The organism is Streptomyces sp. R11 (genome assembly GCF_041051905.1).
Lineage (GTDB): Bacteria > Actinomycetota > Actinomycetes > Streptomycetales > Streptomycetaceae > Streptomyces.
Window position 1 is genome coordinate 3,067,801 of record NZ_CP163432.1, and the last position, 21,093, is coordinate 3,088,893.

A 21,093-nucleotide genomic window follows, 5' to 3' on the forward strand; every position below is an offset into this window, starting at 1 on the left:
TGGTATGGAGCCACTTAGAGTGCGGCAACGGGACCGCCTTCCCGAACCGTTCGGAGTTGCCCCCATGAACCCTCGTCCCCACAGCAGCCCGCCCCCCAGGCCGGACCTCCCGGGCCGGGGGGCGTCGGTCGCTGACACTCGGTCGCCCATACCCCTCATCGCGTTTTCGGGAGGAATGCCGTGACGACGGATCCGAACGACAGCGTGGCGGACGACGCCTTCTTGGAGTTCCTCAACTTCGGCGCCGGCGTGCTGTCCCTGGTCTGCCTCACCTGCTCGGTGATCTGGGGGCTCGTCGCCCAGGACCGGATGATCCTCAACACCCGGCAGCGGCTCATCGCACAGGCCGTCCACCGAGTGACCGCTGTGGCGTCGATCGCCTTCCTCCTGGTGCACATCGGTGTCAAGCTGGCGCTGGAGCACGCCAGCCCGATTGCCGTGTTCATCCCCTTCGGCCTGCTGTTCGCCGGCGGCAGCGAGATCCCGGGCAGCGCCTTCCTCATCGGCCTGGGCACCTTGGCCGCCATGCTCATGATCTTCGTCGGCGTCACCGGCGCGCTGCGCAACCGCTTCGCGTCGCCCGCGCCGGTCGCGGCGCGCTGGCGGGCGATGCACATGCTGGCCTACCCGGCCTGGTGCGCGGCACTGATCCACGGACTGTTCGCGGGCCGCCCGGCGAAGACGTTTTTCATGGTGTGCTACGAGCTGTGCGTCGTCGCGGTTGCCGCCGCACTCGCCCTGCGGGCGGCACCGCGCCCGTACAAGCGCAAGGTCGCCGACCGGATCGCCCAGCTCATCGGCAACGGCGAGCCCGCGGGCCGCGAGGAACTGGACGCGAGCAGGGCCCGGTCGTCGGAGTCCTCGCTGCCCGGCTACGGCGGAAGGGGGAGGCGGTCGAGGCGGGCCGACCCGACGACGGGATCCCAACCCCGGGCAACGCCCTCTTCCGATCCCCTGTACCAGGCTCCCCCGGCGCAGGCGCCCGGTGCGGGCTTCGCCGCCGCCTATCGCGCCGTCTCACCCCGCTCCCGGGGGCAACAGCAGCCCTATGCGCCCGACCAGACGTCACGCATGGACCTGCCCCTGGACATGCAGCCGACGGAGGCGATCCCGCGTGTCGACGGCGGCGGCAGCACCTCGGGCAGCTGGCCGATCCCGTCCCCACCGCCGGTCGGAGAGGCGCCCCCGTCGGCCTATGACCCGCTCAACGACACCGGATACAACATCCCCGTCTACGGCAATTCGGGCACCCCGGGCTACGACTCGGGGGCTTCGGGCTACGGTTCGAGTGATGTGTACGACACCGCTGAGACAAACGCCGTCTTCGGTACGTACAACCAGAACGACACGTACAACAACAGCGGTCCCGCCACTGAAACTTTCCCCGGTGCCAACTACGACTTCGACGCACCGGGTTCGGGCGAACCTTGGAACACGCCTTCCGGAGGCTTTAAGTGAACGAGGCCCTGCCCGACGTACCAGAAGTCCGCGTAGTCGGACTTCCGCAGCTCACGTCGGGCTTCGACCTTGTCGAAAGACTTGATCTGCCCATGCACCTGAAGGTGCACGGGCCGCTCGAACCGATGGGCGGCGAGCAACTCGCCAAGCTCGCCGAGAACATCAACCTGAAGGGCCGCGGCGGCGCGGGCTTCCCCTTCCACAAGAAGCTGCGCGCGGTCGCCGAGTCCGCGATCAAGCGCGGGGTACGGCCGGTCGTCGTGGTCAACGGCAGTGAGGACGAACCGGCCTGCCGCAAGGACACGGTGATGATCAACCGTGCCCCCCATCTCATCCTGGACGGGGCGCTGCTGTGCGCCGAGGCCCTGGGTGCCCGCACGCTCGTGATCGCGGTCACCCGGGAGTCCACCCAGCGCTCCATGGAGGCGGCCCTCGTCGAACGCGGACTCAGCAACAGCCGTCGGTCCGCGCTACGCGCGTTCGTCCAGCGCAACCCGGTGCGCATGGTCACCGGCGCCGCCGCCTCCGTGATCCGCTCCATCGACGGCGGCCCGGCGATCCCGGCCGGCCGCAAGGTCAGCGCCTCGCAGAACGGCGTGGGCGGCGCCCCCACCCTGCTGTCCAACGCCGAGACATTCGCCCAGCTGGCCATCGCCGCCCGCATCGGCCCGGAGCGCTACGGCAACACCGGCCTGTACGACGAGCCGGGCACCGTCATGCTCACGGTCTCCGGCGCGGTCGCCCGCCCGATGGTCATCGAGGTCCCCACGGGCGTGCCGCTGCGCTACGTCCTCCAGCTCGCCGGCGCCCCGCCGGTCCCGCAGGGCGTGCTGACCGGCGGCTACCACGGCAAGTGGATCGACGCGGCGACGGTCAACGAGACGATCGTCTCGCGCAACTCCCTGGACGCGGTGGGCGGTGCGCTCGGCGCCGGCGCGATCCTGCCGATCACTCAGGAGACCTGCCCGCTGGGCGAGTCGCTGCGGGTGGCCCAGTGGCTGGCGGAGGAGAGCGCGGGCCAGTGCGGCCCCTGCTACCTCGGTCTGCCGGCCGCCGCGCGCGGTCTGGAGGACATCCTCAACGGCGGTGGTCCGGCCGCCCTGGAGGCACTCAAGCAGGTCGCCAAGAACGTGAAGCGGCGCGGCGCGTGCTCGCACCCCGACGGCTCCGCGATGTTCCTGGAGTCGACCATCAAGGCGTTCACGGACGACCTCGCGGCGCATGTCCTCGGCAACGGCTGCGGACGGCCCGTGGAGGGCGTTCTGCCGCTCTTCGAGGGAGGCCGGGCTCCGTCGGGCATCCCGGGCGGCGGCGAGTCGGAGGAGAACGGTCCCAGCCGCCAGAAGATCTACGTCGACTGGACGCTGTGCCGCGGCCACGGCCTGTGCGCGGACATCCTCCCTGAGGTCTTCCAACTGGGCGCCGACGGCTTCCCCACCGTCGCCCAGGCGAAGGTGCCTCGCTACGCCGAGGCCAAGGCCCTGCGCGCGGTGCGCCGTTGCCCGGCCCTCGCCCTGCGCCTGGAGGAGGACACCCGCGCGCAGGAGTCGTCCCGCAACCTGCCGGTCCTCTCCCAGGGCCGCGGGAGGCGGGCGCTGGGCCGCTGAGGCAGGGCACGTACGCGTAGGGGGGCCGTCCGGACCGGACGGCCCCCCCGTTCACACAGCGCGGAGCACACAAAAAGATCCCGCCGGATCGAACCGATTCGGCGGGATCTGCTGTGGAGCTAAGGAGAATTGAACTCCTGACCTCCTGCATGCCATGCAGGCGCTCTACCAACTGAGCTATAGCCCCTTGCGGCCACCCGGCGGAGCCGCATCTTGACTGCGGCGCCCGTTTCCCCGGCGGCGACGCCAACATTACCGGTCGACCTCGCGCAGCACCAAATCGTTTCCGACCCGGCCCAGTACGGCCACTAATGTCGCACTTCGTGACCGCGATCGCGCCCCGGGCAGTCCGCCACCGAGCGCCGGTCGCCGTGGGTGCCTGCCTGGTCTCCTTCGCCGCGTTCTGGATGGCCCAGCGGGCCGCACACGTCTCGATGATCGACCTGATGGTGTACCGGGCCCAGGGCGCGACCGTACGCGCCGGAGGCGACCTGTACGCCCTGCGGGCGACGGCCGCCCGACTGCCCGCCACCTACCCGCCGTTCGCGGCCCTGCTGTTCACGCCGCTGCCGCTCATCGACACGGTCACGATGCGCACCCTGGCCGCGGCCGGGAACCTCGCACTGCTCGTGGTGTTCGTACGACTGTCCCTGCGCCTGGTCGGGCACGCGCGCGTGGAGAGCGTCTGGTGGGTCGCGGCGGTGGCCGTGTGGTGCGAGCCGGCCTGGACGACGCTGCGGTACGGGCAGATCAACCTGCTGCTCGCCGTCCTGGTGCTGTGGGATCTGTCACGCCGGCCGGAGGACCGCTGGACCGGCGTCGGGATCGGGCTCGCGGCGGCCGTGAAGCTGACGCCGGCTCTGTTCGCGGTGTTCCTGCTCGCCACCGGTCTCGTGGCCCGGCGCCGGCACGGCCACGGCGGCCCCTGGCTGCGGCACGCACGCGTGGCGGCCGCCTCGTTCGCCGGGGCGACCCTGTCGGCCGCGGCTGTACTGCCGTACGACTCCTGGCGTTTCTGGACCCGCGTCGTCTTCGCGGCCGGGCGCGTGGGGCACGCCGAGGACACCGCGAATCAGGCCCTGCGCGGCGTTCTCGCGCGTCTGCTGCACACTGCGGACCCCGGGGCCGCCTGGGCCCTCACGGCGGCCGTAGCGGGCGCGACAGGGCTCGGCGTGGCGGTGGCGGCGGAGTTGCGCGGAGGGCGGGCCTGGGCGGTGACCGTCTGCGCGGTGACGGCGCTGCTCGTCAGCCCGGTGTCCTGGTCGCACCACTGGGTGTGGTGCGTGCCGATGGTCCTGCTCCTCGGCACGCACGCGTACCGGCTCGCCGCCCTCGGCACGCTGCTGGCCTTCTCGTCGTACGCGCTGTGGTGGGTGCCACACGGCCCCGGACGGAACGAACTGCACCAAAACGGCATCGAGTTGATGATGTCCGCCCTATACGGGATGTTCGGGTGCCTCTTCCTCGTGATCGCCGGGGTCGCCGGTGTCGCCCTCAGGACACCCAGGGGCCCCGGCCGCGGTCAGGCCGTGACGGCCGGTCAAGCCGTGACGAAGGAATAGAAGCGCTTGAGCGTGCAGTGCTCTTCGAGGAGACGGCCGTAGATCGGCTCACCCTCGAGTTCACGGTAGGTCTCGATCGGGTCGCCTTTTATGATCAGCGCCCGCGCGCATTCCTCGCACCAGTACTGGTAGTCGGGGTTCACCGGTTCCATGTCACGGACGATCGGCGTTCCGCTGCCGCACCAGTCGCACTTTCGCCTGTGTGCACCCATCGATCAGCTCCAGCTGTGGCCGCAGGCCGTGCACACGTAGGAAATTCCGCCGTTGTCCCCAAGGAGCTGGGCGACGTGGACGGAGCCGCAGGAAGGGCAGCTGAGGCGGGTGATGGTATCCCGTGCCAACGCTGCTCCGAAGAGGCCACCGGCCTCTCCGAGGATGCTCGCAGGCATCGCAACTCCCTCCCGTCGGGCCGCGCCCCCTTCCGGCCGTTTGATTCTGCCACGGCCGGACCAATACGGTCAGCGACGCCTCAGTACCAGTCCGGACACGGCAGCCTCCGCGGCCGAACGAAGCATGCGAACACGCACCCCAAAGCGCCTCTTGAGAGGTATACGCCTGCGAGGCCCAAGTGACTCAAGCCGGACCCGAACAGTTCGGATACCAGAAGATCCCGCCGATCGAAGCGATCGGCGGGATCTTGTTGTCTCACTGTGGAGCTAAGGAGAATTGAACTCCTGACCTCCTGCATGCCATGCAGGCGCTCTACCAACTGAGCTATAGCCCCTTGCACCACGCGGACGAACCGCAGTGGTCTTTCGCCCCGCTCGGCGGGGCGAACAAGAAGAACTTTAGCCTGCGACCTGCCGGAAAGTGAAATCCGGGTCCCGGGCCGTCCCGGCCGGGACCACCGGCGTCAGTCGCCCTCGGCGTCAGTCGTCGTCGCCGAGCACCGGCTCCGGCAGGGTGCCGGCATTGTGCTCCAGCAGACGCCAGCCGCGGGCGCCCTCGCCCAGGACGGACCAGCAGCAGTTGGTCAGGCCGCCGAGGCTCTCCCAGTGCCTGGGCTCCAGGCCGAGGAGGCGGCCGATGGTCGTACGGATCGTGCCGCCGTGGCTGACCACGACGAGCGTGCCGTCCTCCGGGAGCTTCTCGGCGTGCCGAAGCACCACGGGCGCGGCGCGGTCGGCGACCTCGGTCTCCAGCTCGCCGCCGCCGCGACGCACCGGCTCACCGCGCTTCCACGCCGCGTACTCCTCGCCGTACCGGGCGAGGATCTCCTCGTGCGTCAGCCCCTGCCAGACGCCCGCGTAGGTCTCCCGCAGGGCCTCGTCGTGCATCACCTCCAGGCCGGTGAGCATGGCCAGCTCGGCGGCCGTGTGTGCGGCGCGCTGAAGGTCGGAGGCGATGATCGCGTCGGGCTTGAGGCCCGCGAGCAGCCGGGCGGCGCGGCGGGCCTGGGAGATGCCGGCCTCGGTGAGGGGGACGTCCGTGGAGCCCTGGAAGCGGCGCTCCACGTTCCAGGAGGTCTGGCCGTGCCGCCACAGGATGACGCGGCGGCCCTTGCCGGGCCGGCCCGCGGCCACCTCACCGGTGGCACTCATCGCCACTCACCGCCCAGCTCGGCCGCCTCCTCGGCGGCCTGGTGCTTCGCGTGCTCGGCGGCCTTGCCGCGGGTGGCCTTGGCGTCCTCGGGCAGCTCCAGCTCGGGGCAGTCCTTCCACAGCCGCTCCAGGGCGTAGAAGACGCGCTCCTCGCTGTGCTGGACGTGGACGACGATGTCGACGTAGTCGAGCAGCACCCAGCGGGCCTCGCGGTCGCCCTCGCGGCGCACCGGCTTGACGCCGAGCTCCTTCTGGAGCCGCTCCTCGATCTCGTCGACGATCGACTTGACCTGGCGGTCGTTGGGCGCGGAGGCCAGCAGGAAGGCGTCCGTGATCGACAGCACGTCGCTGACGTCGTAGGCGATGATGTCGTGCGCGAGCTTGTCGGCGGCCGCCTGGGCGGCGGTGTTGACGAGCTCGAGGGAACGGTCGGTAGCGGTCACTACAAGGCTTTCGGTCGGCGGACACTTGAGGTCAAGGGTCTCACGGACCGCCGACAGCACCCCACGTGATTATCGGCTCACGTGGGGTGCCCCGGGTGTCGTGCCCGCTAGGAGGACGGCTTGTAGTCCTGGCCGAGGACCACGGAGACGTCCGCGTTCCCGGACACCTCGCCCTTGCTGACCGATCCGGAGGACAACCCCAGGGTCTTGGCGACCTCGGTGGCGTCGTCCTTGTCGGCGGCGTCGGCGTAGACGACCTCGGAGGTGGCCGCGGTGGACCCGGTGCCGCCCTCCAGGAAGGTGAAGCCGCCGTTCAGCAGCACCACGCGGGCCGCGTTGGTGTTGTCCTTGACGCCGCTGGCGTTGCGGACGGACACACGGATCGCGGCGTCCTTGTCGGGGCTCTTGGCGGTGCCGCCGAGGACGTCCTTGACGACGCTCGCGCTCGCCTGTGCGCTCAGTGTGCCGTCGGTCTGGACGGGCAGCATGGCCGTCTTGTAGTCGCCGCCCTTGGCGAGGTCGGCGAGCTTGGCGAGGAAGGCGCCGAGGTCCTTGTCGGTCAGCGGCGGCTCGATGATCATCCCGAGCGTCTGCACGGTGGTGGTCGCGCCCTGCGGGTCCGAGGTCAGCTTGCGCAGCACGGCCTGCATGACCTGCCCGAACCGCTCCAGCTGGGCGTTCTGCGCCTCGCCCGAGCCCTGGTAGGTGGCGTAGGCGACGGCCGTCTTGCCGCTGAGGGTCTGCGCCTTGCCCTTGCGGACGAGGGGCGCGGCGCCCTTGGACTTGGCGTCCGGGTCGGGCACGTCGGCGTTGGTGTCGACCTCGATGTTGCCGACCAGGTCGACGAGGTTCTGCAGATACGGGGTGTCCAGCCGCCAGGTGCCCTGGATCTCGGTCCCGAGGACGGTGTCGATCGCGTCGCGCGTCCCGGAGGAGCCGTCGTCGTCGACCGACTTGGCCAGAGTGGTCGTACTGCCGTCGTCGCCGGTCAGGGCGAGGGAGTTGGGCATCAGGACGGTGGTGCCCTGCTGGGTGGTGGCGTTGTCGACGAGCAGCGCCGTGGAGGTGCCGCCGCTCTTGGTGTTGTGCAGATGGACGACGATCACGTCACGCTTCTGGGCGCCCACGGGCGTCGCGGTGTCGGCCTTCTCGTCCGACGCCGTGAGGCCGGGCAGCTTCCCGGCGTACCAGAGGTAGCCGACGCCGCCGGCCGCGGCGATGGCGAGCACGACCACGAGGGCGATGACACGCGCGCGTGCCCGTCGCCGGGCCTCCTCGCGGCGCTCGGTGCGGTTCTCGGTGAACTTCAGCCAGTCGATGACGTCCTCGGAGTCCTGGTCGGGCTCCTCGACGAAGGCGAACTGTTCGGTGCGGTAGTCCGCGTCACCGCGGCCCTGGGCCACCGGTTCCTCGACCGGCCCGGCCTGCTGCGGGATGTAGGCGGTCTGCTCGGCGACCCGCTGCTGCCGACCGCTGGTCGCGGTACGGCCGTACGGGTCGTACGGCGCCGACTGCGCGCCGCCGTGATGCTGCTGCTGGTGCGTGCCGGTGCCGTACGGGTCGTAGCCGGCCGTGGGCGGCTGTTGACCGGTGTCGCCGGACCCGTAGGGGTCGTACGGCGGCGCCTGCTGCTGCCGACCGGTCGCGTACGGGTCGTAGCCGTAGCCCTGCTGTGCGTAAGGGTCGTACTGCTGCTGGGGCTGCTGTTGCTGCGGCGGGATCTGTCGGTACACCGGCTGGCCGTACTCGTCGTAGCCGACCAGTTCGTACTGGTCGGCCTCGTATCCCGCGGCCCCCGCGTCGTATCGGTCGTTCACCGGTAGCCCCTCTCGGCTCACTGCCTCACTCGCCGCGGTACAGCTCGCGCTTGTCGATGTAGCGCACGACTCCGTCCGGCACCAGATACCAGATGGGGTCTCCCTTTGCGACTCTCGCGCGGCAATCGGTGGACGAGATGGCCAGCGCGGGAACCTCGATCAACGAGACACCGCCTTCCGGAAGCCCCGGGTCGTTGAGGTGATGGCCGGGCCGGGTGACCCCGATGAAGTGCGAGAGGGAGAACAGCTCCTCCGAGTCCCGCCACGTCAGGATCCGGTCGAGTGCGTCGGCGCCGGTGATGAAGAACAGGTCCGTGTCGGGGTTGAGCGCACGCAGGTCGCGCAGGGTGTCCACGGTGTACGTCGGGCCGCCGCGGTCGATGTCGATGCGGCTGACGGAGAACTGCGGGTTCTCGGCCGTGGCGATGACCGTCATCAGATAGCGGTCCTCGGCCGGGGAGACGTGCCGGTGGCTCTTCTGCCACGGCTGGCCGGTGGGCACGAACACGACCTCGTCGAGGTGGAACTGCGCGGCGACCTCACTGGCCGCGACGAGGTGGCCGTGGTGGATCGGGTCAAACGTTCCACCCATGACGCCGAGGCGGCGCTTGGCGCGGTCCGACGGGCCGTTTCCGGGGCCGGTAGGCATGTCCTGCTCTCCCATGCGTGCAGACCCTACCGGCCCCGCCTGGGGGCTCCGGCCGGGCAGCTGTCGGCCGGACCGGGAGGGACCTGGCCGGGACTCAGCGGTCGCGGTTGAAGCGGGTGGTGATCCACAGCAGGAGCAGCAGGATGACGAAGGCGCCACCCCCGGTCAGCCACGGGCTGATGCTGTTGTGGTTGCCACCGTGCTCCTCGCCCTCGGCGGCGAGGGTGACCAACTGGGCAGCGGCGCTGTGGAAGCTCATCTTCGGCGTGACCTATCGGGTGTGGGCGGGATAAAGATGTCGGCCCATCGTAAGCGGGCGCAATGACGGCGATCACGCCGACTCCACCGTTGGGGCGCCTTCGACGGTCCGCGGGGAACCTTCCCGGCGGCTCAGTCGTCATTCCGCCTGTAGCCCCGCAACAGGAACCACGCGGTCAGCACACAGCCCACGACCATCACGATCAGTACGACCCGGAGCAGATTTCCCGCCCCCTGCTGCTCGGCCGCGCTTGCGGCCTCGGTGAGCCAGGTGGCCGGAGGATTGTGCTCCATGACGCGGAACTCCTTCGCTGTAGTGCCCGTCCACGGTAACTCCGCCTAGGCTGGGCCCTGCTTCGGGGGCGCAAAGGGCGGAACAAGGCTCCGCAAAGAGCCGCAGAGAGCCATCCAGACGCACATGGGGGAAGACATGTCCGAAGGCCACGAGCACACCGGGCACGAGAACGTACCGAGCAGGCAGCGCAGGCGTTTCCCGGGGATCTCCTCGCGTGCGTACGAACACCCGGCGGACCGCTCGGCCCTGGTGGCCCTGCGCAAGCTCAGCGGCTTCGACACGGTCTTCAAGGCCCTGAGCGGCCTGCTCCCCGAGCGCAGTCTGCGGCTGCTCTTCCTGTCCGACTCGGTGCGGGTTTCGGACCAGCAGTTCGCGCACCTCAACGACATGCTGCGGGACGCGTGTTACATCCTGGACCTGGAGAAGGTCCCGCCGATGTACGTCAACCAGGACCCGGTGCCGAACGCGATGTGCATCGGCCTGGACGAGCCGATCATCGTGGTCACGACGGGCCTGGTCGAGTTGCTCGACGAGGAGGAGATGCGGGCGGTCGTCGGCCACGAGGTGGGCCACGCCCTCTCCGGCCACTCGGTCTACCGCACGATCCTCCTCTTCCTCACCACCCTGGCGGTCCGGGTCGCCTGGATCCCACTGGGCAACATCGCGATCATGGCCATCGTGACGGCGCTGCGCGAGTGGTTCCGCAAGTCGGAGCTCTCCGCCGACCGCGCCGGCCTGCTGGTGGGCCAGGACCTCCAGTCCTCCATGCGCGGCCTGATGAAGCTCGCGGGCGGCCACCATCTGCACGAGATGAACGTGGACGCGTTCCTGAAGCAGGCCGAGGAGTACGAGGCGGGCGGCGACCTGCGCGACTCGGTCCTGAAGATCCTGAACGTCCTGCCCCGCTCCCACCCCTTCACCACGATCCGCGCGGCCGAGCTGAAGAAGTGGGCCGAGTCCCGCGACTACCAGCGGATCATGGACGGCCACTACCCGCGCCGCGACGAGGACAAGGACGCCTCGGTCACCGACTCCTTCCGCGAGTCCGCCTCCCACTACGCCACCCACGTGAAGTCCTCCAAGGACCCCCTGATGAAGCTGGTCACGGACATAGCGGGCGGCGCCGGCGACCTGGGCGGCCGCGTACGGCGGGGCTTCGGCGGCTTCGCGAGCGCACCCCCGAAGGACGAGCCGAGGCGCGACGACACGGGCGGGGACGGCACAGCCAACAACTGACGGCCTGCGTCCGGTACGGGACGGGCAGGGGCGGTGGGGGCGTGAAGACCCCCGGCGCTCAGACCTTCGGCTGGGACCCTGTGGCCAGCGACCCGCACAGCGCCGTCGCCCCACCCGTGGCGTAGGGGTCGGTCCCCGCAGGGCCGCCTTCCTTCGCCGTCTGCCCGGCCAGCAGCGGATGCAGCCGGTTCGTGGAGTCCTCGGCGCACGACAGCGGCCCCGCCTGCACGTAGGACACGACCAGCTGTGTCTGATGGAGCCGCAGGTCCTCCCGGTCGAACCGGAAGTGCAGCTCCCGCCGCACGGTGAACAGCGAGGCCTCGGCCGCCTTCTCCCCGGCCCCGGACCCCGCCTGCACCGCCCGCAGCGCGTACACGAACGTGTGATCGGCCGTGACCTCCAGCGTGGACGAGTCCGTCTCCGCCGCCTGGAGCGTCCCCTGCACCCGGATCTTGCGATCCGCCAGCTCGGCCTGGGAGGGGTCGAAGCGCACGAGCCACCCGGTCGGCGCATGCCGCCCGTCCGCGGCGGGCCGGCGGAAGCTCTGGTCGAACTGGTCCAGCTGGTCGGGATCGAGCAGCACCCGCACCGGACGGACCTGCTCACCGGTGAGCACCTCGGGATACAGCGAGGAGCGCACGATGTAGTCCTTGGCGATGCTCAGCGCGTTCGTCACCTGGCTGTCCGAGAAGTGCGCGGTACGGCGGGCGGCCGGCAGCGGTATGCCCTCCGCACCGAGGCGGAACTGAGCGGCGGGGCTGCGCGCGTACAGATTCTCCGTGTCGCTCGCCCCGGGCACCTTGCCCTCCGGGGCGAGCGGGATGACGGTCATGCGCAGCGGCTCGGCGGGCGGTCCGGAGTTCGCCGGCGTCTGGTACGGGTGCCGTACACCCATGTAGATGGCCGTGCCGAAAGCCACGGCGATCAACACGACCAGGATCAGTGCCTGCCGGGACAGGCCGCGCCGCAGTGGTGCACGGCGGCGCACGGCCGGGGCGTGGTCGGCAATGCGCTCCTGCGCAGAGAACTCCTGGAGGCGGGCAGCACGGACGAACGACTCGTCGAAGACGACGGATCGGTACTCGTCCTCGCCACCTCCGGGGCCGCCCTCGGGTGTCCCCTCAGGTGGGTCTCCTGGCCCTCCCATATCTTCAGGGTAGGTCGCCGGGAGCTCAGGTAAACGCCCTGCTGCACGACAAGTTCTGACAGGTTCTCACCAGGTTCGTCAGACAGCTTTGAGTAGCGTTCAGGCCATCGATCGGGGCCATCGACCGGGTCCGATCAGGGCGTGCGCGGGGTCGCCGAGATGGCCGGTTGGGAGTGGTCGGCGGAGGCGGAGGGAGCCGCCGCGCTGCCCTGTTCCAGCCCGGTCGACGCGGGCGCCGGGACCTGCTCCCGGCCGCTGGAGGAGGCGCCGCGGTAGACCGCCGTGAAGGCCAGCGCGACCATGCCGATGCCCATCACGAGGGCGAGCATCCAGGCCACGGGACGGTGCCAGCGGACCTGTTTGCCGTACGTCCCGGGAGCGCCGTAGCGGCCTTCCAGGATGTCCGTGTCGTCCAGATCGTCCAGCTCGGGATCATGGCCGAAAGAGGCGCGGTCGTCGGGGCCGTACCTGTCGTCGTACCGCTCGCCCCGGCCGTGTGCCCGGCGGGCCTCCGCCTCGGAGGCCTCCGCTCTCGCCTGGGCGGCGGCCAGGAGGCGCTCGACGGCGGTCGGCTCGTGCACCGCGGCCGCCCGTACGAAGGCCTCGTCGAAGACCACGGAGGCGAACTCTTCGTCCGACACCCCGCGGTCGTGGTCGTCGTCGGGCTCCCAGCCGTCAGGGAACGGCGTGCCCCCCACGTCCTCCGGCACGGCTCCAGAGTAGACCTGGGGGGTCAATTTGGGCAGACGGTATGGAAATTCATCTGCCTGGTGAGACACCTGTCGTGCGGCACGGAGGCTGTCCGGGGGCGCGTGTCTGACGCATATGCCCTGGCCGCGCGCCCCTACGCCGTACGGGTCAGCGGCGTACGTGCCCGTCGCCGGTGACGATGTACTTCGTGCTGGTCAGCTCGGGCAGCCCCATCGGCCCGCGGGCGTGCAGCTTCTGCGTGGAGATGCCGATCTCCGCGCCGAAGCCGAACTGGCCGCCGTCCGTGAAGCGGGTGGACGCGTTCACCGCGACCGTCGTGGAATCGACCAGCTGGGTGAAGCGGCGGGCGGCCTGCTGCGAGGTGGTGACGATGGCCTCGGTGTGGCCGGAGGTCCACAGGCGGATGTGCTCGACGGCCTTGTCGAGCGAGTCGACGACCGCGGCGGCGATGTCGTACGACAGGTACTCGGTCTCCCAGTCCTCGGCGGTCGCCTCGACGACGGTCGCCTTGGAGTCCTTGCCGTACGCCATGACCCGCTCGTCGGCGTGCACGGTCACCCCGGCCTCCGCGAGGGCGTCCAGGGCACGCGGCAGGAACTCGGGGGCGATGTTCTGGTGGACCAGGAGGGTCTCCGCGGAGTTGCAGACGCTGACGCGCTGGGCCTTGGAGTTGATCAGGATCTCGATCGCCATGTCGAGGTCGGCGTGGGCGTCGACGTAGACGTGGCAGTTGCCCGTGCCGGTCTCGATCACCGGGACGATGGACTCGGTGACCACCGTCTGGATCAGCGAGGCGCCGCCGCGCGGGATCAGCACGTCGACGAGCCCGCGGGCCCGCATCAGCTCGCGCACGCTCTCGCGGCTCTCCCCGGGCACCAGCTGCACGGCGTCGGCGGGCAGCCCGGCCCCGCCCACGGCGTCGCGGATCACCCGGACGAGTGCGCTGTTCGACTCGTACGCCGAGGCCGAGCCGCGCAGCAGCACGGCGTTGCCGGACTTCAGGCAGAGGGCGGCGGCGTCGACGGTGACGTTCGGGCGGGCCTCGTAGATGATCCCGACGACGCCCAGCGGGACGCGGACCTGGCGCAGGTCGATGCCGTTGGGGAGGGTCGAGCCGCGCACCACCTCACCGACCGGGTCGGGCAGCGCGACGACATCCCGCACGTCGGAGGCGATGGCCCGCACGCGCTCCGGCGTCAGCGTCAGCCGGTCGATGATCGCCTCGCTGGTGCCGGCCTCGCGGGCCTTGGCGATGTCCTTGGCGTTGGCCTCGACGATTTCGCTCGTACGGACCTCCAGCGCGTCCGCGATGGCGAGCAGCGCGTCGTCCTTCTCGGCCCGCGGCAGCGGGGCGAGGTCGGCGGCGGCGGCCTTGGCGCGGTAGGCGGCCCTGTTGACCGGGGACATGGAGTCGTACGGCGAAAGCGTGGTCATGAAAGAAGGGTAGTGCGCCCGCGAGGGCGGTCCATCGTATGTTCCGAACCGCGAGACGGAACCGAAACGCGGTCCTCGCCCTCTTTTGCCGGCCCCCCGCTAGTACGCGCTAGAACGGGTGGACACCCACCGGAGTCGCCGGCGGTGGTCCGAAGCCTTCCGCGAGCCGCAGGTGGTAGGTCTCGCGGTCGATGACCTCCAGCCCGACGATCTCCCAGGGCGGCAGCCCCGCGCTCTGCCGGTGCTCGCCCCACAGGCGCAGGGCGACCGCGGCGGCGTCGTGCAGGTCGCGGGCCTCTTCCCAGTAGCGGATCTCGGCGTGGTCGCCCGCGTAGCGGCTGGTCAGCAGAAAGGGGTGGTCGTGGGCGAGCTGTTCGAGGGCGCGCCGCACCTCCTTCAGCGGGGCCTCCTGACCGGAGACGCTGAGGGTGACGTGCCACAGGCGGGGCAGGTCATGGGGCTCCTCGTAGCGGTCGCCGGCCGCGACGCTCGTCAAGGCGCGCTCCTCACCGGCCGCACGGGACGAGGCCCCACCGGCACTGCGGGACGCCGCCCCAGGGCGCACTCGTCTCACGACGGCCTCCTTTACGCAGTGACCGACTCGGTGGTCGTGCGGAATGTGTCCCGTAGACAAAGTTGAGCAGGCCGCAAGGGCTCGCGGGGCGGTTTTGCGGAACGTCCACCTCAGGGCGACGTCTGCAACGGGGCGTTCCCCCTGTTTTCGGCACCCTGAGCACCGGAGGGGCTCAGAACTCCGGGATCACCCGCCTCTACGGCTCCAGGATCACCAGGTCGTCCCGATGCACGACCTCCCGCTCGTACTCCGCCCCCAGCTCCCGCGCGAGCTCCCGCGTCGACCGCCCGAGCAGCTGCGGCATCTCCTTGGCGTCGAAGTTGACGAGCCCGCGGGCGACCGCGCGCCCCGCGCTGTCGCGCAGCTCGACCGGGTCGCCCGCGCTGAACTCGCCCTCGACGGCGGCGATCCCGGCCGGCAGCAGGGACATCCGGCGTTCGACGACCGCCCGCACCGCGCCGTCGTCCAGGGTCAGCGAGCCCTGGGGGGTGGAGGCGTGCTGGAGCCACAGCAGGCGGTCGGCGGAGCGCCTGCCGGTGGCGTGGAAGTAGGTGCCGGTGTCGCCGCCGTGCAGCGCCTCGGCGGCGTGGATCGCGCTGGTGAGGACGACCGGGATGCCCGCGGCGGCCGCGATCCGGGCGGCCTCGACCTTGGTGACCATGCCGCCGGTGCCGACCCCGGCCCGGCCCGCGCTGCCGATCTCCACCTCCGCCAGATCCTCCGGACCGTGCACCTCCGGTATCCGCGAGGTGCCCGGCTTGCTGGGGTCGCCGTCGTACACGCCGTCCACGTCGGACAGCAGCACCAGCAGGTCGGCCCGCACCAGATGGGCCACGAGCGCCGCGAGCCGGTCGTTGTCGCCGAAGCGGATCTCGTCCGTGGCAACGGTGTCGTTCTCGTTGACGATCGGGAACGCGCCCATCGCGAGGAGCTTGTCGAGGGTGCGGGAGGCGTTGCGGTGGTGAGCGCGGCGGCTCATGTCGTCGCTGGTCAGCAGGACCTGGCCGACGCGGACGCCGTGGCGGGCGAAGGAAGCGGTGTAGCGGGCGACGAGAAGGCCCTGGCCGACGCTGGCGGCGGCCTGCTGGCGGGCCAGGTCCTTGGGACGGCGACGCAGGCCCAGCGGGGCGAGACCGGCGGCGATGGCGCCGGAGGAGACGAGGACGACCTCCCTCTCCCCGCCACTGCGGCTCTTCGCGAGGACGTCGACGAGCGCGTCGACGCGGTCGGCGTCCAGGCCGCCGGACGCGGTGGTCAGCGACGAGGACCCCACCTTGACGACGATCCTGCGGGCCTCGCGCACACCCTGCCTTGCCCCTGCCACCTGTGTTCTTTCCCCTCGCGTACGTCCGGTTCCCTGCCCGGCAATCTACGCGAAGAGGATCGTGCGGCGCGCGGCGATTCCAGCCCCCGGACAGCCGGGCGGTAACTACCTGCTCACGCGTTGCATACGGCAAAAAGGTTGCACTGGTTGCCTGTAGAAGTAAAAGACGGCGCAAACTTATTTTGAACGCTGTGCCACACGATGCTCTCCACGTTCACCGCGCGAAGCGGCTTCTCCTCCGTTCGGGCAAGAGCCCCTACGACGTCGTCTCCATCGAGGAGGCGCTCCATCGGGACGTCATTGCCACCAACGCCGGCAACCTGATCTTCAGCGACGCCACTCACAAGATCCTTCAGACCCCGCACACCGAGGTCGTCTCGAACGGCATCCGCACCGATGTCTCGGCGGCGGGCCGGATCAACGAGGAGTACGACGCCTTCGTCGTCCCGCTCGCGAACGCGTTCCGACCTTCGTTCGAGGGGCAGCTGAAGCGGCTGACGCGGCTGATCACCAAGCTGCGGATTCCCGTGGTCGTGGTGGGGGTCGGCGCGCAGGCCGGGCTCGGCTACAACGCGGCAAGGCTGAAGGGCATCGAGCCCGCGGTGCGCGAGTTCGTCTCCGCCGTGCTCGACCGCAGCGCCTCGATCGGGGTGCGCGGCGAATTCACCGAGAAGTACCTCAAGGACCTGGGGTTCCGGGACGTCGAGGTCATCGGCTGCCCGTCGCTGTTCCTGTACGGCAAGGAGCTCACCGTCACCAAGCGGGAGCCCGTCCTCGGCGCCGGCTCCCGGATCGCGGTCAACGGCTCGCACAGCGCGGTGAAGTCGCAGGGCCTGGACCGGGTCATCACCCGCGCCCACGCCCGCTACCCGTACCTGCGTTTCATCGGCCAGAACCTCAGTGACGCACGGCAGTTGCACTGGCGGGACCTGTCCGACCCGAACGGCACGGTGACCGCGATGCCGACGCACCCCGACCACCCGATGTACCGGGAGGACAAGGTCCGCGTCTACGTCGACCCGGTCACCTGGATCGACGACCTGCGCACCTTCGACTTCTCCTTCGGCTCCCGCATCCACGGCAACATCGCCGCGCTGCTGGCGGGTACGCCGGCGACCGTGCTGTGCGGCGACTCGCGCACGCTCGAACTGTGCCGCTACTTCGACATCCCGCACCGCCGGATCGACAAGCTGACCGAGGACGTGGACCCCGCGGCGCTGTACGAGGAGGCCGACTTCGGCGCCCTGACGAGCGGCCACCAGGAGCGGTTCGAGCGGTTCACGGCGTTCCTGGACAGAAACGGCCTGGAGAACACGTTCACGCACGGCGACGGCGGCGCCGCCTTCGACGAGCGTATGAGGTCGCTGTCCTTCCCGGCGGGCATCCGCCCCTGGAACGACGCCGACCTGACCTCGCTCACCACCAGGTTCGGCTGGCTGCAGAGCCGTATCACCGAACTGGCCACGGACAACGACCGGTTGCGGCGCGACCTGGCCCGCACCGCCAAGGGCGGCGCGGCGGTGCCGACGGCGTCCGTCTACCGCCGGGCCCGCCGCGTGGTCGGCGGCCCCATCCGCAGGGCACTGCAATCGGGACGGTAGGGGGCCGGGGTGTCCGGCCGCCTCGGCGGGGGCCGGGGCACGCGGCTGCCCCGGTCACTCCAGGCCCCCAGGACACATGCGTGTCGTCCGCAGGCCGCCGCGCGTTAACCCGGGCGCACCACGACCCGTAACCCGACGCCAGCGTCCCGCGCCGATCTTGGAGTGACCGCAGTTGCCCGCACCCCTGTCCCACATCCCGGCGAGAGCGCTCGTCACGGCTCTCCTGGCCGCCGCCTTCTGCGCCCAGGCCGTGGCGGCGCTGCGCCCGCACGTCCCGCTGCTGCTCGCCGCGACGGCCCTGTCCCTGGCCGTCGAGGGCGTGCTGCTGCGCTGGCAGCGCGGCATGCTGTCGGTGTTCGCCAAGACGCACGCGGACATCACCGTGCGACACGTGCTGCGGGACCTGCTGCTCGTGGTGGGCCTGCTGCGGCTGGGCGAGCAGCACCAGGAGCCGGTGTACACCCCGCTGGTCGCGGGTCTGCTCGCCTTCTACGTCCTGCACTGCGCGATCCAGGCGGTGTCAGTGCTGGTCCGCCGCACCCGCACGCTGCCGGTGGTCACCCGCAACATCGACGCCGCCGCCCTGCGCCTGTCCCCCGCCCCGCCCATCCTGCTGCGCCGCCCGGGGCCCCGCCTGCTGGTCTTCGGCCTCCCGGCCACGGCCGGCCTGCTGGCCACGGCGGCCACCGACGACCCCCGCTGCGCCGCCCTGGGCATCGCGCTCTCCCTGGGCCTGGCCCTGGTGGGCCTGTTCGACCTTCTCGTACGGCTGCTGCCGAGCCGTCGCCCGGCGGGTGAGCGGGAGACGCTGGAATGGCTCGACGCCTGGCTGGCGGAGTACCGGCCGACGGTCGGGCTCTACTTCTCCGGCGGCGCCTCCTCGGCGTACCAGGCGAACATGTGGCTGGAGCCGCTCGCGAAGCTGGAGGGACGGCCGCTGATCGTGCTGCGCGAGCGGTTCATGGTGCCGAAGATCGCGCCGACCGACGTGCCCGTCCTCTGCCTGCCGAAGGTCTCCACGCTGATGCGCCTGGAGGAGTCCTCGCTCCAGGTCCTCATCCACCCCTCGAACTCCGGCAAGACCTCCCAGGTCCTGCGCATCCCCACGCTCAAGCACACCTTCGTCAACCACGGGGAGAGCGACAAGCTGTCGTCGTGCAACCCGTACGCGAAGGCCTACGACGAGGTGTGGGTGGCCGGTCCGGCGGCGCGCGAGCGGTACGCGTACGCCGAGGTCGGCGTCGAGGACAAGGACGTCGTGGAGATCGGCCGCCCGCAGCTGGACGACGTCCGGCCGTACGCGGGCCCGCCGAGCGGGGCGTGCACGACGGTGCTGTACGCGCCGACCTGGGAGGGCTGGGACGGCAACCCCGGCAACACCTCGGTGATCGAGGCCGGCGAGAACCTCGTACGGGCGCTGCTCGCGGATGCGGGCGTACGGCTGCTGTACAAGCCGCATCCGCTGACAGGGTCGGTGGATCCGCGGGCGGGGGCTGCCGATCTGCGCATCCGGGAGCTGATCACGGCGGCGAACCGGGGGCGGACCGGCGAGCGCCCGCGTGACACGGGTGAACTCGCCCTCCTCACCGAGGAGTTGGACCGACTCACCACAACCGCCGTGCGGGCGTCCGCCGATCAGCTCGAGCGGATGCTGCTGCAGTCGGCGCCGGAGCCGGGGCGGGCGGACGCGGTGGCGCGGGCGACGGCTGCCTGGGAGGAGGCGTACTGGGCCTCACTGCCGGAGTGGGAGCACCAGGTCGTCACGGCCGCCCGGCCGACGCTGTACGCCTGCTTCAACGAGGCGGACCTGCTCATCAGCGATGTGTCCAGCGTGATCAGCGACTTCCTGGCGAGCGGGAAGCCGTACGCCGTGGCGAACACCAGCGGCCTCGCGGAGGACGTGTTCCGCAAGGCCTTCCCGACCGTGCGCGCGGGGACGGTGCTGACGCCGGACGCGGCCGGGGTGCCGGAGCTGCTGGACGCGGTGCGGCACCCCGAGAAGGACCGACTGGTCGAGGCGCGGGCGGAGTTGAAGCGGCACCTGCTGGGGCCGGACGAGCCATCGTCACAGGTGCGCTTCAACGAGGCCGTGCAGTCGCTGTGTTCAGTGGCCGGGGAGCACCGCGCCCGGATGGCGGAGCGGCTGGCGGCGGAGACCCCCGAGATCCCCGATCAGCGACGGTCCTTCACGCCGCAGCGGCCCGCCCACCCGGCGTAGCCCCGCCCCTCAGCACCCGGCGCGCCTTGCGCACCGCCCGCCGCAGGAACGAGTCCAAACCGCCCTCCCGGTATCCGGGGAAGGCACGGGCCTCGCGCGGTTCGGCGAGGTACACGGAGTCGGGTACTCCGGCCGCGGCGTCCCGGAAGTGCGGGTAGGCGAGGTAGACCCGGCGGCCCTTCTTCTCCAGGAGGGCCGCCGCCTGCTTCTTGGCCTTGACGAACTCCACGACGTCCAGCAGGAGTTCGGGGCGCTGCTCGGCGACCAGGTGCAGCCGCAACCGCTCGTGGACCTTGAGCCGGCCGGCGATGCCAGGGGTCCAGTAGGCGTCCATGAGGGGCTTCGCCAGTTCGAACTTGTGCTGCCGGACCTTCTCGCTGTCCTTGGCGTACTGGGGCCCGAACTGCGGCAGCAGGGTGATGAGGAAGGGGCGGAGCATGAGCTGGTCGCGCCGCGGGCCCGCCGGGACGTGCTCGGCGATCAGGTTCATCAGGGCGCGCGCGGAGTCGAAGCGCAGGGTGTAGCCGCCGCTCTTGGTCACGTGCTTGCCGTCGTCGCGGCCCACGAGGTAGTAGCAGGTGTGGTCGGCGACCACGGAGACGCCGTCGGCCCGCAGGTAGGCCTCCATCGTGAACAGCGCGTCCTCGCCGGTCCACAGGGACTCGTCGAAGCGCATGTTGTGCCGGGTCAGCAGGTCCCGACGGAACAGCTTCTGCGCGCTCAGCGTGAACTTGATGTTCGAGGAGAAGACGTCGGTACGGTCCAGCGTCTTGCCCCACATCGACTTGGGCGCGGTGCGGTTGACCCCCTCGATGCGGCCGAGCACCACGTCCGTGCCGTTCCTGTCGGCCATCGCGACCATGCGCTCCAGGGCCTCGGGGCCCAGCCGGTCGTCGGCGTCCAGGAAGAAGACGTACCGCCCGGCGGCCTTCCCCAGACCGACGTTGCGCGGGCCGCTGGGGCCGCCCGAGTTCCCCTGCCGGATCACGGTGACCGGCATCGCCGCGCGGGCGGCGAACTCCTCCAGGCACTCCCCCGTGCCGTCCGTCGAACCGTCGTCGACGGCGATGACCTCGATGCGCCCCGGGCCGATGGTCTGCGCCTCGACGGAAGCCAGGCACTCGACCAGGTACGGCATCGCTTCGTACGCCCCGATGATCACAGTCACATCAGGCTGCGTGACGGTCACGTTTCCCCCTTGTCAACGGGATATTTCCC

At 70.7% G+C, this 21,093-nt stretch carries 19 protein-coding genes and 2 tRNA genes; 6 read left to right on the plus strand and 15 right to left on the minus strand.

All coding sequences use genetic code 11. The features are described 5' to 3' along the window. Positions 1–180 precede the first annotated feature (180 nt). Both AB5J55_RS13940 and AB5J55_RS13945 read left to right on the plus strand, forming a co-directional pair. Positions 181–1,458, plus strand: a complete 1,278-nt coding sequence (locus tag AB5J55_RS13940) for a cytochrome b/b6 domain-containing protein (protein ID WP_369270991.1) — start codon at positions 181–183, stop codon at positions 1,456–1,458. Then, positions 1,455–3,065 carry an NADH-ubiquinone oxidoreductase-F iron-sulfur binding region domain-containing protein gene (locus AB5J55_RS13945; protein ID WP_369270992.1) on the plus strand — a complete coding sequence of 537 codons (1,611 nt, stop codon included), beginning with the start codon at positions 1,455–1,457 and terminating at the stop codon, positions 3,063–3,065. The genes AB5J55_RS13940 and AB5J55_RS13945 overlap by 4 nt, the downstream gene beginning before the upstream one ends. Positions 3,066–3,179: 114 nt before the next feature. Here the strand turns inward: AB5J55_RS13945 and AB5J55_RS13950 are convergent. Further along, positions 3,180–3,252, minus strand: a tRNA-Ala gene (locus AB5J55_RS13950). A 136-nt stretch (positions 3,253–3,388) separates the two neighbouring features. Here AB5J55_RS13950 and AB5J55_RS13955 point away from each other — a divergent pair. Then, a complete protein-coding gene (locus tag AB5J55_RS13955) occupies positions 3,389–4,627 on the plus strand; it encodes a glycosyltransferase 87 family protein (protein WP_369270993.1) in 1,239 nt (412 codons plus the stop codon). On the opposite strand, the gene AB5J55_RS13960 is transcribed toward AB5J55_RS13955, so the two are convergent. The 8 genes from AB5J55_RS13960 to AB5J55_RS13995 form a co-directional block, all read right to left on the minus strand. Then, entirely contained in the window at positions 4,606–4,839 is a 234-nt protein-coding gene (locus AB5J55_RS13960) for a hypothetical protein (RefSeq protein ID WP_003976229.1), read from the minus strand. The genes AB5J55_RS13955 and AB5J55_RS13960 overlap by 22 nt on opposite strands. A 439-nt stretch (positions 4,840–5,278) precedes the next feature. Continuing rightward, positions 5,279–5,351, minus strand: a tRNA-Ala gene (locus AB5J55_RS13965). A 145-nt stretch (positions 5,352–5,496) separates the two neighbouring features. After that, the gene (locus AB5J55_RS13970) at positions 5,497–6,168 is read right to left on the minus strand and encodes a histidine phosphatase family protein (RefSeq protein ID WP_369270994.1); all 672 of its coding nucleotides are present in this window, start codon (positions 6,166–6,168) and stop codon (positions 5,497–5,499) included. Then, complete coding sequence (rsfS, locus tag AB5J55_RS13975; RefSeq protein WP_328881692.1) at positions 6,165–6,611, minus strand: ribosome silencing factor; 447 nt, start codon at positions 6,609–6,611, stop codon at positions 6,165–6,167. The genes AB5J55_RS13970 and rsfS overlap by 4 nt, the downstream gene beginning before the upstream one ends. 107 nt (positions 6,612–6,718) lie before the next feature. Further along, complete coding sequence (locus AB5J55_RS13980) at positions 6,719–8,428, minus strand: LytR C-terminal domain-containing protein (RefSeq protein WP_369270995.1); 1,710 nt, start codon at positions 8,426–8,428, stop codon at positions 6,719–6,721. A gap of 25 nt (positions 8,429–8,453) precedes the next feature. Then, positions 8,454–9,092 (minus strand): nicotinate-nucleotide adenylyltransferase, encoded by a 639-nt coding sequence (nadD, locus tag AB5J55_RS13985; RefSeq protein ID WP_369270996.1) that lies wholly within the window; start codon positions 9,090–9,092, stop codon positions 8,454–8,456. A 79-nt stretch (positions 9,093–9,171) separates the two neighbouring features. Continuing rightward, entirely contained in the window at positions 9,172–9,336 is a 165-nt protein-coding gene (locus AB5J55_RS13990; protein WP_107119861.1) for a hypothetical protein, read from the minus strand. Positions 9,337–9,467: 131 nt separating this feature from the next. Then, the gene (locus AB5J55_RS13995; protein WP_328427687.1) at positions 9,468–9,629 is read right to left on the minus strand and encodes a hypothetical protein; all 162 of its coding nucleotides are present in this window, start codon (positions 9,627–9,629) and stop codon (positions 9,468–9,470) included. A gap of 136 nt (positions 9,630–9,765) precedes the next feature. Between AB5J55_RS13995 and AB5J55_RS14000 the strand changes: the two genes are divergently transcribed. Further along, entirely contained in the window at positions 9,766–10,866 is a 1,101-nt protein-coding gene (locus tag AB5J55_RS14000) for a M48 family metallopeptidase (protein ID WP_369270997.1), read from the plus strand. Between the two features lie 58 nt (positions 10,867–10,924). Here the strand turns inward: AB5J55_RS14000 and AB5J55_RS14005 are convergent, their stop codons facing one another. The 5 genes from AB5J55_RS14005 to proB form a co-directional block, all read right to left on the minus strand. After that, positions 10,925–12,013: a hypothetical protein gene (locus tag AB5J55_RS14005; protein ID WP_369270998.1), complete on the minus strand. Its 1,089-nt coding sequence runs from the start codon at positions 12,011–12,013 to the stop codon at positions 10,925–10,927. 134 nt (positions 12,014–12,147) lie between these two features. Next, positions 12,148–12,750 (minus strand): hypothetical protein, encoded by a 603-nt coding sequence (locus tag AB5J55_RS14010; RefSeq protein WP_369270999.1) that lies wholly within the window; start codon positions 12,748–12,750, stop codon positions 12,148–12,150. A 121-nt stretch (positions 12,751–12,871) separates the two neighbouring features. Continuing rightward, entirely contained in the window at positions 12,872–14,158 is a 1,287-nt protein-coding gene (locus AB5J55_RS14015; protein ID WP_369271000.1) for a glutamate-5-semialdehyde dehydrogenase, read from the minus strand. A gap of 109 nt (positions 14,159–14,267) precedes the next feature. Further along, positions 14,268–14,723 carry a hypothetical protein gene (locus AB5J55_RS14020; protein WP_369276179.1) on the minus strand — a complete coding sequence of 152 codons (456 nt, stop codon included), beginning with the start codon at positions 14,721–14,723 and terminating at the stop codon, positions 14,268–14,270. Between the two features lie 205 nt (positions 14,724–14,928). Further along, on the minus strand, positions 14,929–16,056 hold the full coding sequence (proB, locus tag AB5J55_RS14025) for a glutamate 5-kinase (RefSeq protein ID WP_369271001.1): 1,128 nt from the start codon (positions 16,054–16,056) through the stop codon (positions 14,929–14,931). A gap of 191 nt (positions 16,057–16,247) precedes the next feature. Between proB and AB5J55_RS14030 the strand changes: the two genes are divergently transcribed. After that, positions 16,248–17,657 carry a polysaccharide pyruvyl transferase family protein gene (locus tag AB5J55_RS14030; protein WP_369271002.1) on the plus strand — a complete coding sequence of 470 codons (1,410 nt, stop codon included), beginning with the start codon at positions 16,248–16,250 and terminating at the stop codon, positions 17,655–17,657. 172 nt (positions 17,658–17,829) lie between these two features. Then, complete coding sequence (locus tag AB5J55_RS14035; protein ID WP_369271003.1) at positions 17,830–19,875, plus strand: hypothetical protein; 2,046 nt, start codon at positions 17,830–17,832, stop codon at positions 19,873–19,875. Here AB5J55_RS14035 and AB5J55_RS14040 read toward each other — a convergent pair. Beyond that, positions 19,844–21,064, minus strand: a complete 1,221-nt coding sequence (locus AB5J55_RS14040; protein WP_369271004.1) for a glycosyltransferase family 2 protein — start codon at positions 21,062–21,064, stop codon at positions 19,844–19,846. The genes AB5J55_RS14035 and AB5J55_RS14040 overlap by 32 nt on opposite strands. Positions 21,065–21,093: the final 29 nt, after the last annotated feature.

What these genes read in the sequence shown, in the direction of transcription:
- AB5J55_RS13995 (WP_328427687.1), bottom strand. Translation starts at nt 9,629, where the DNA reads ATGGAGCACAATCCTCCGGCCACCTGGCTCACCGAGGCCGCAAGCGCG.
- AB5J55_RS14000 (WP_369270997.1), top strand. Translation starts at nt 9,766, where the DNA reads ATGTCCGAAGGCCACGAGCACACCGGGCACGAGAACGTACCGAGCAGG.
- AB5J55_RS14015 (WP_369271000.1), bottom strand. Translation starts at nt 14,158, where the DNA reads ATGACCACGCTTTCGCCGTACGACTCCATGTCCCCGGTCAACAGGGCC.
- AB5J55_RS13990 (WP_107119861.1), bottom strand. Translation starts at nt 9,336, where the DNA reads ATGAGCTTCCACAGCGCCGCTGCCCAGTTGGTCACCCTCGCCGCCGAG.
- AB5J55_RS14005 (WP_369270998.1), bottom strand. Translation starts at nt 12,013, where the DNA reads ATGGGAGGGCCAGGAGACCCACCTGAGGGGACACCCGAGGGCGGCCCC.
- AB5J55_RS13960 (WP_003976229.1), bottom strand. Translation starts at nt 4,839, where the DNA reads ATGGGTGCACACAGGCGAAAGTGCGACTGGTGCGGCAGCGGAACGCCG.
- nadD (WP_369270996.1), bottom strand. Translation starts at nt 9,092, where the DNA reads ATGGGAGAGCAGGACATGCCTACCGGCCCCGGAAACGGCCCGTCGGAC.
- AB5J55_RS13970 (WP_369270994.1), bottom strand. Translation starts at nt 6,168, where the DNA reads ATGAGTGCCACCGGTGAGGTGGCCGCGGGCCGGCCCGGCAAGGGCCGC.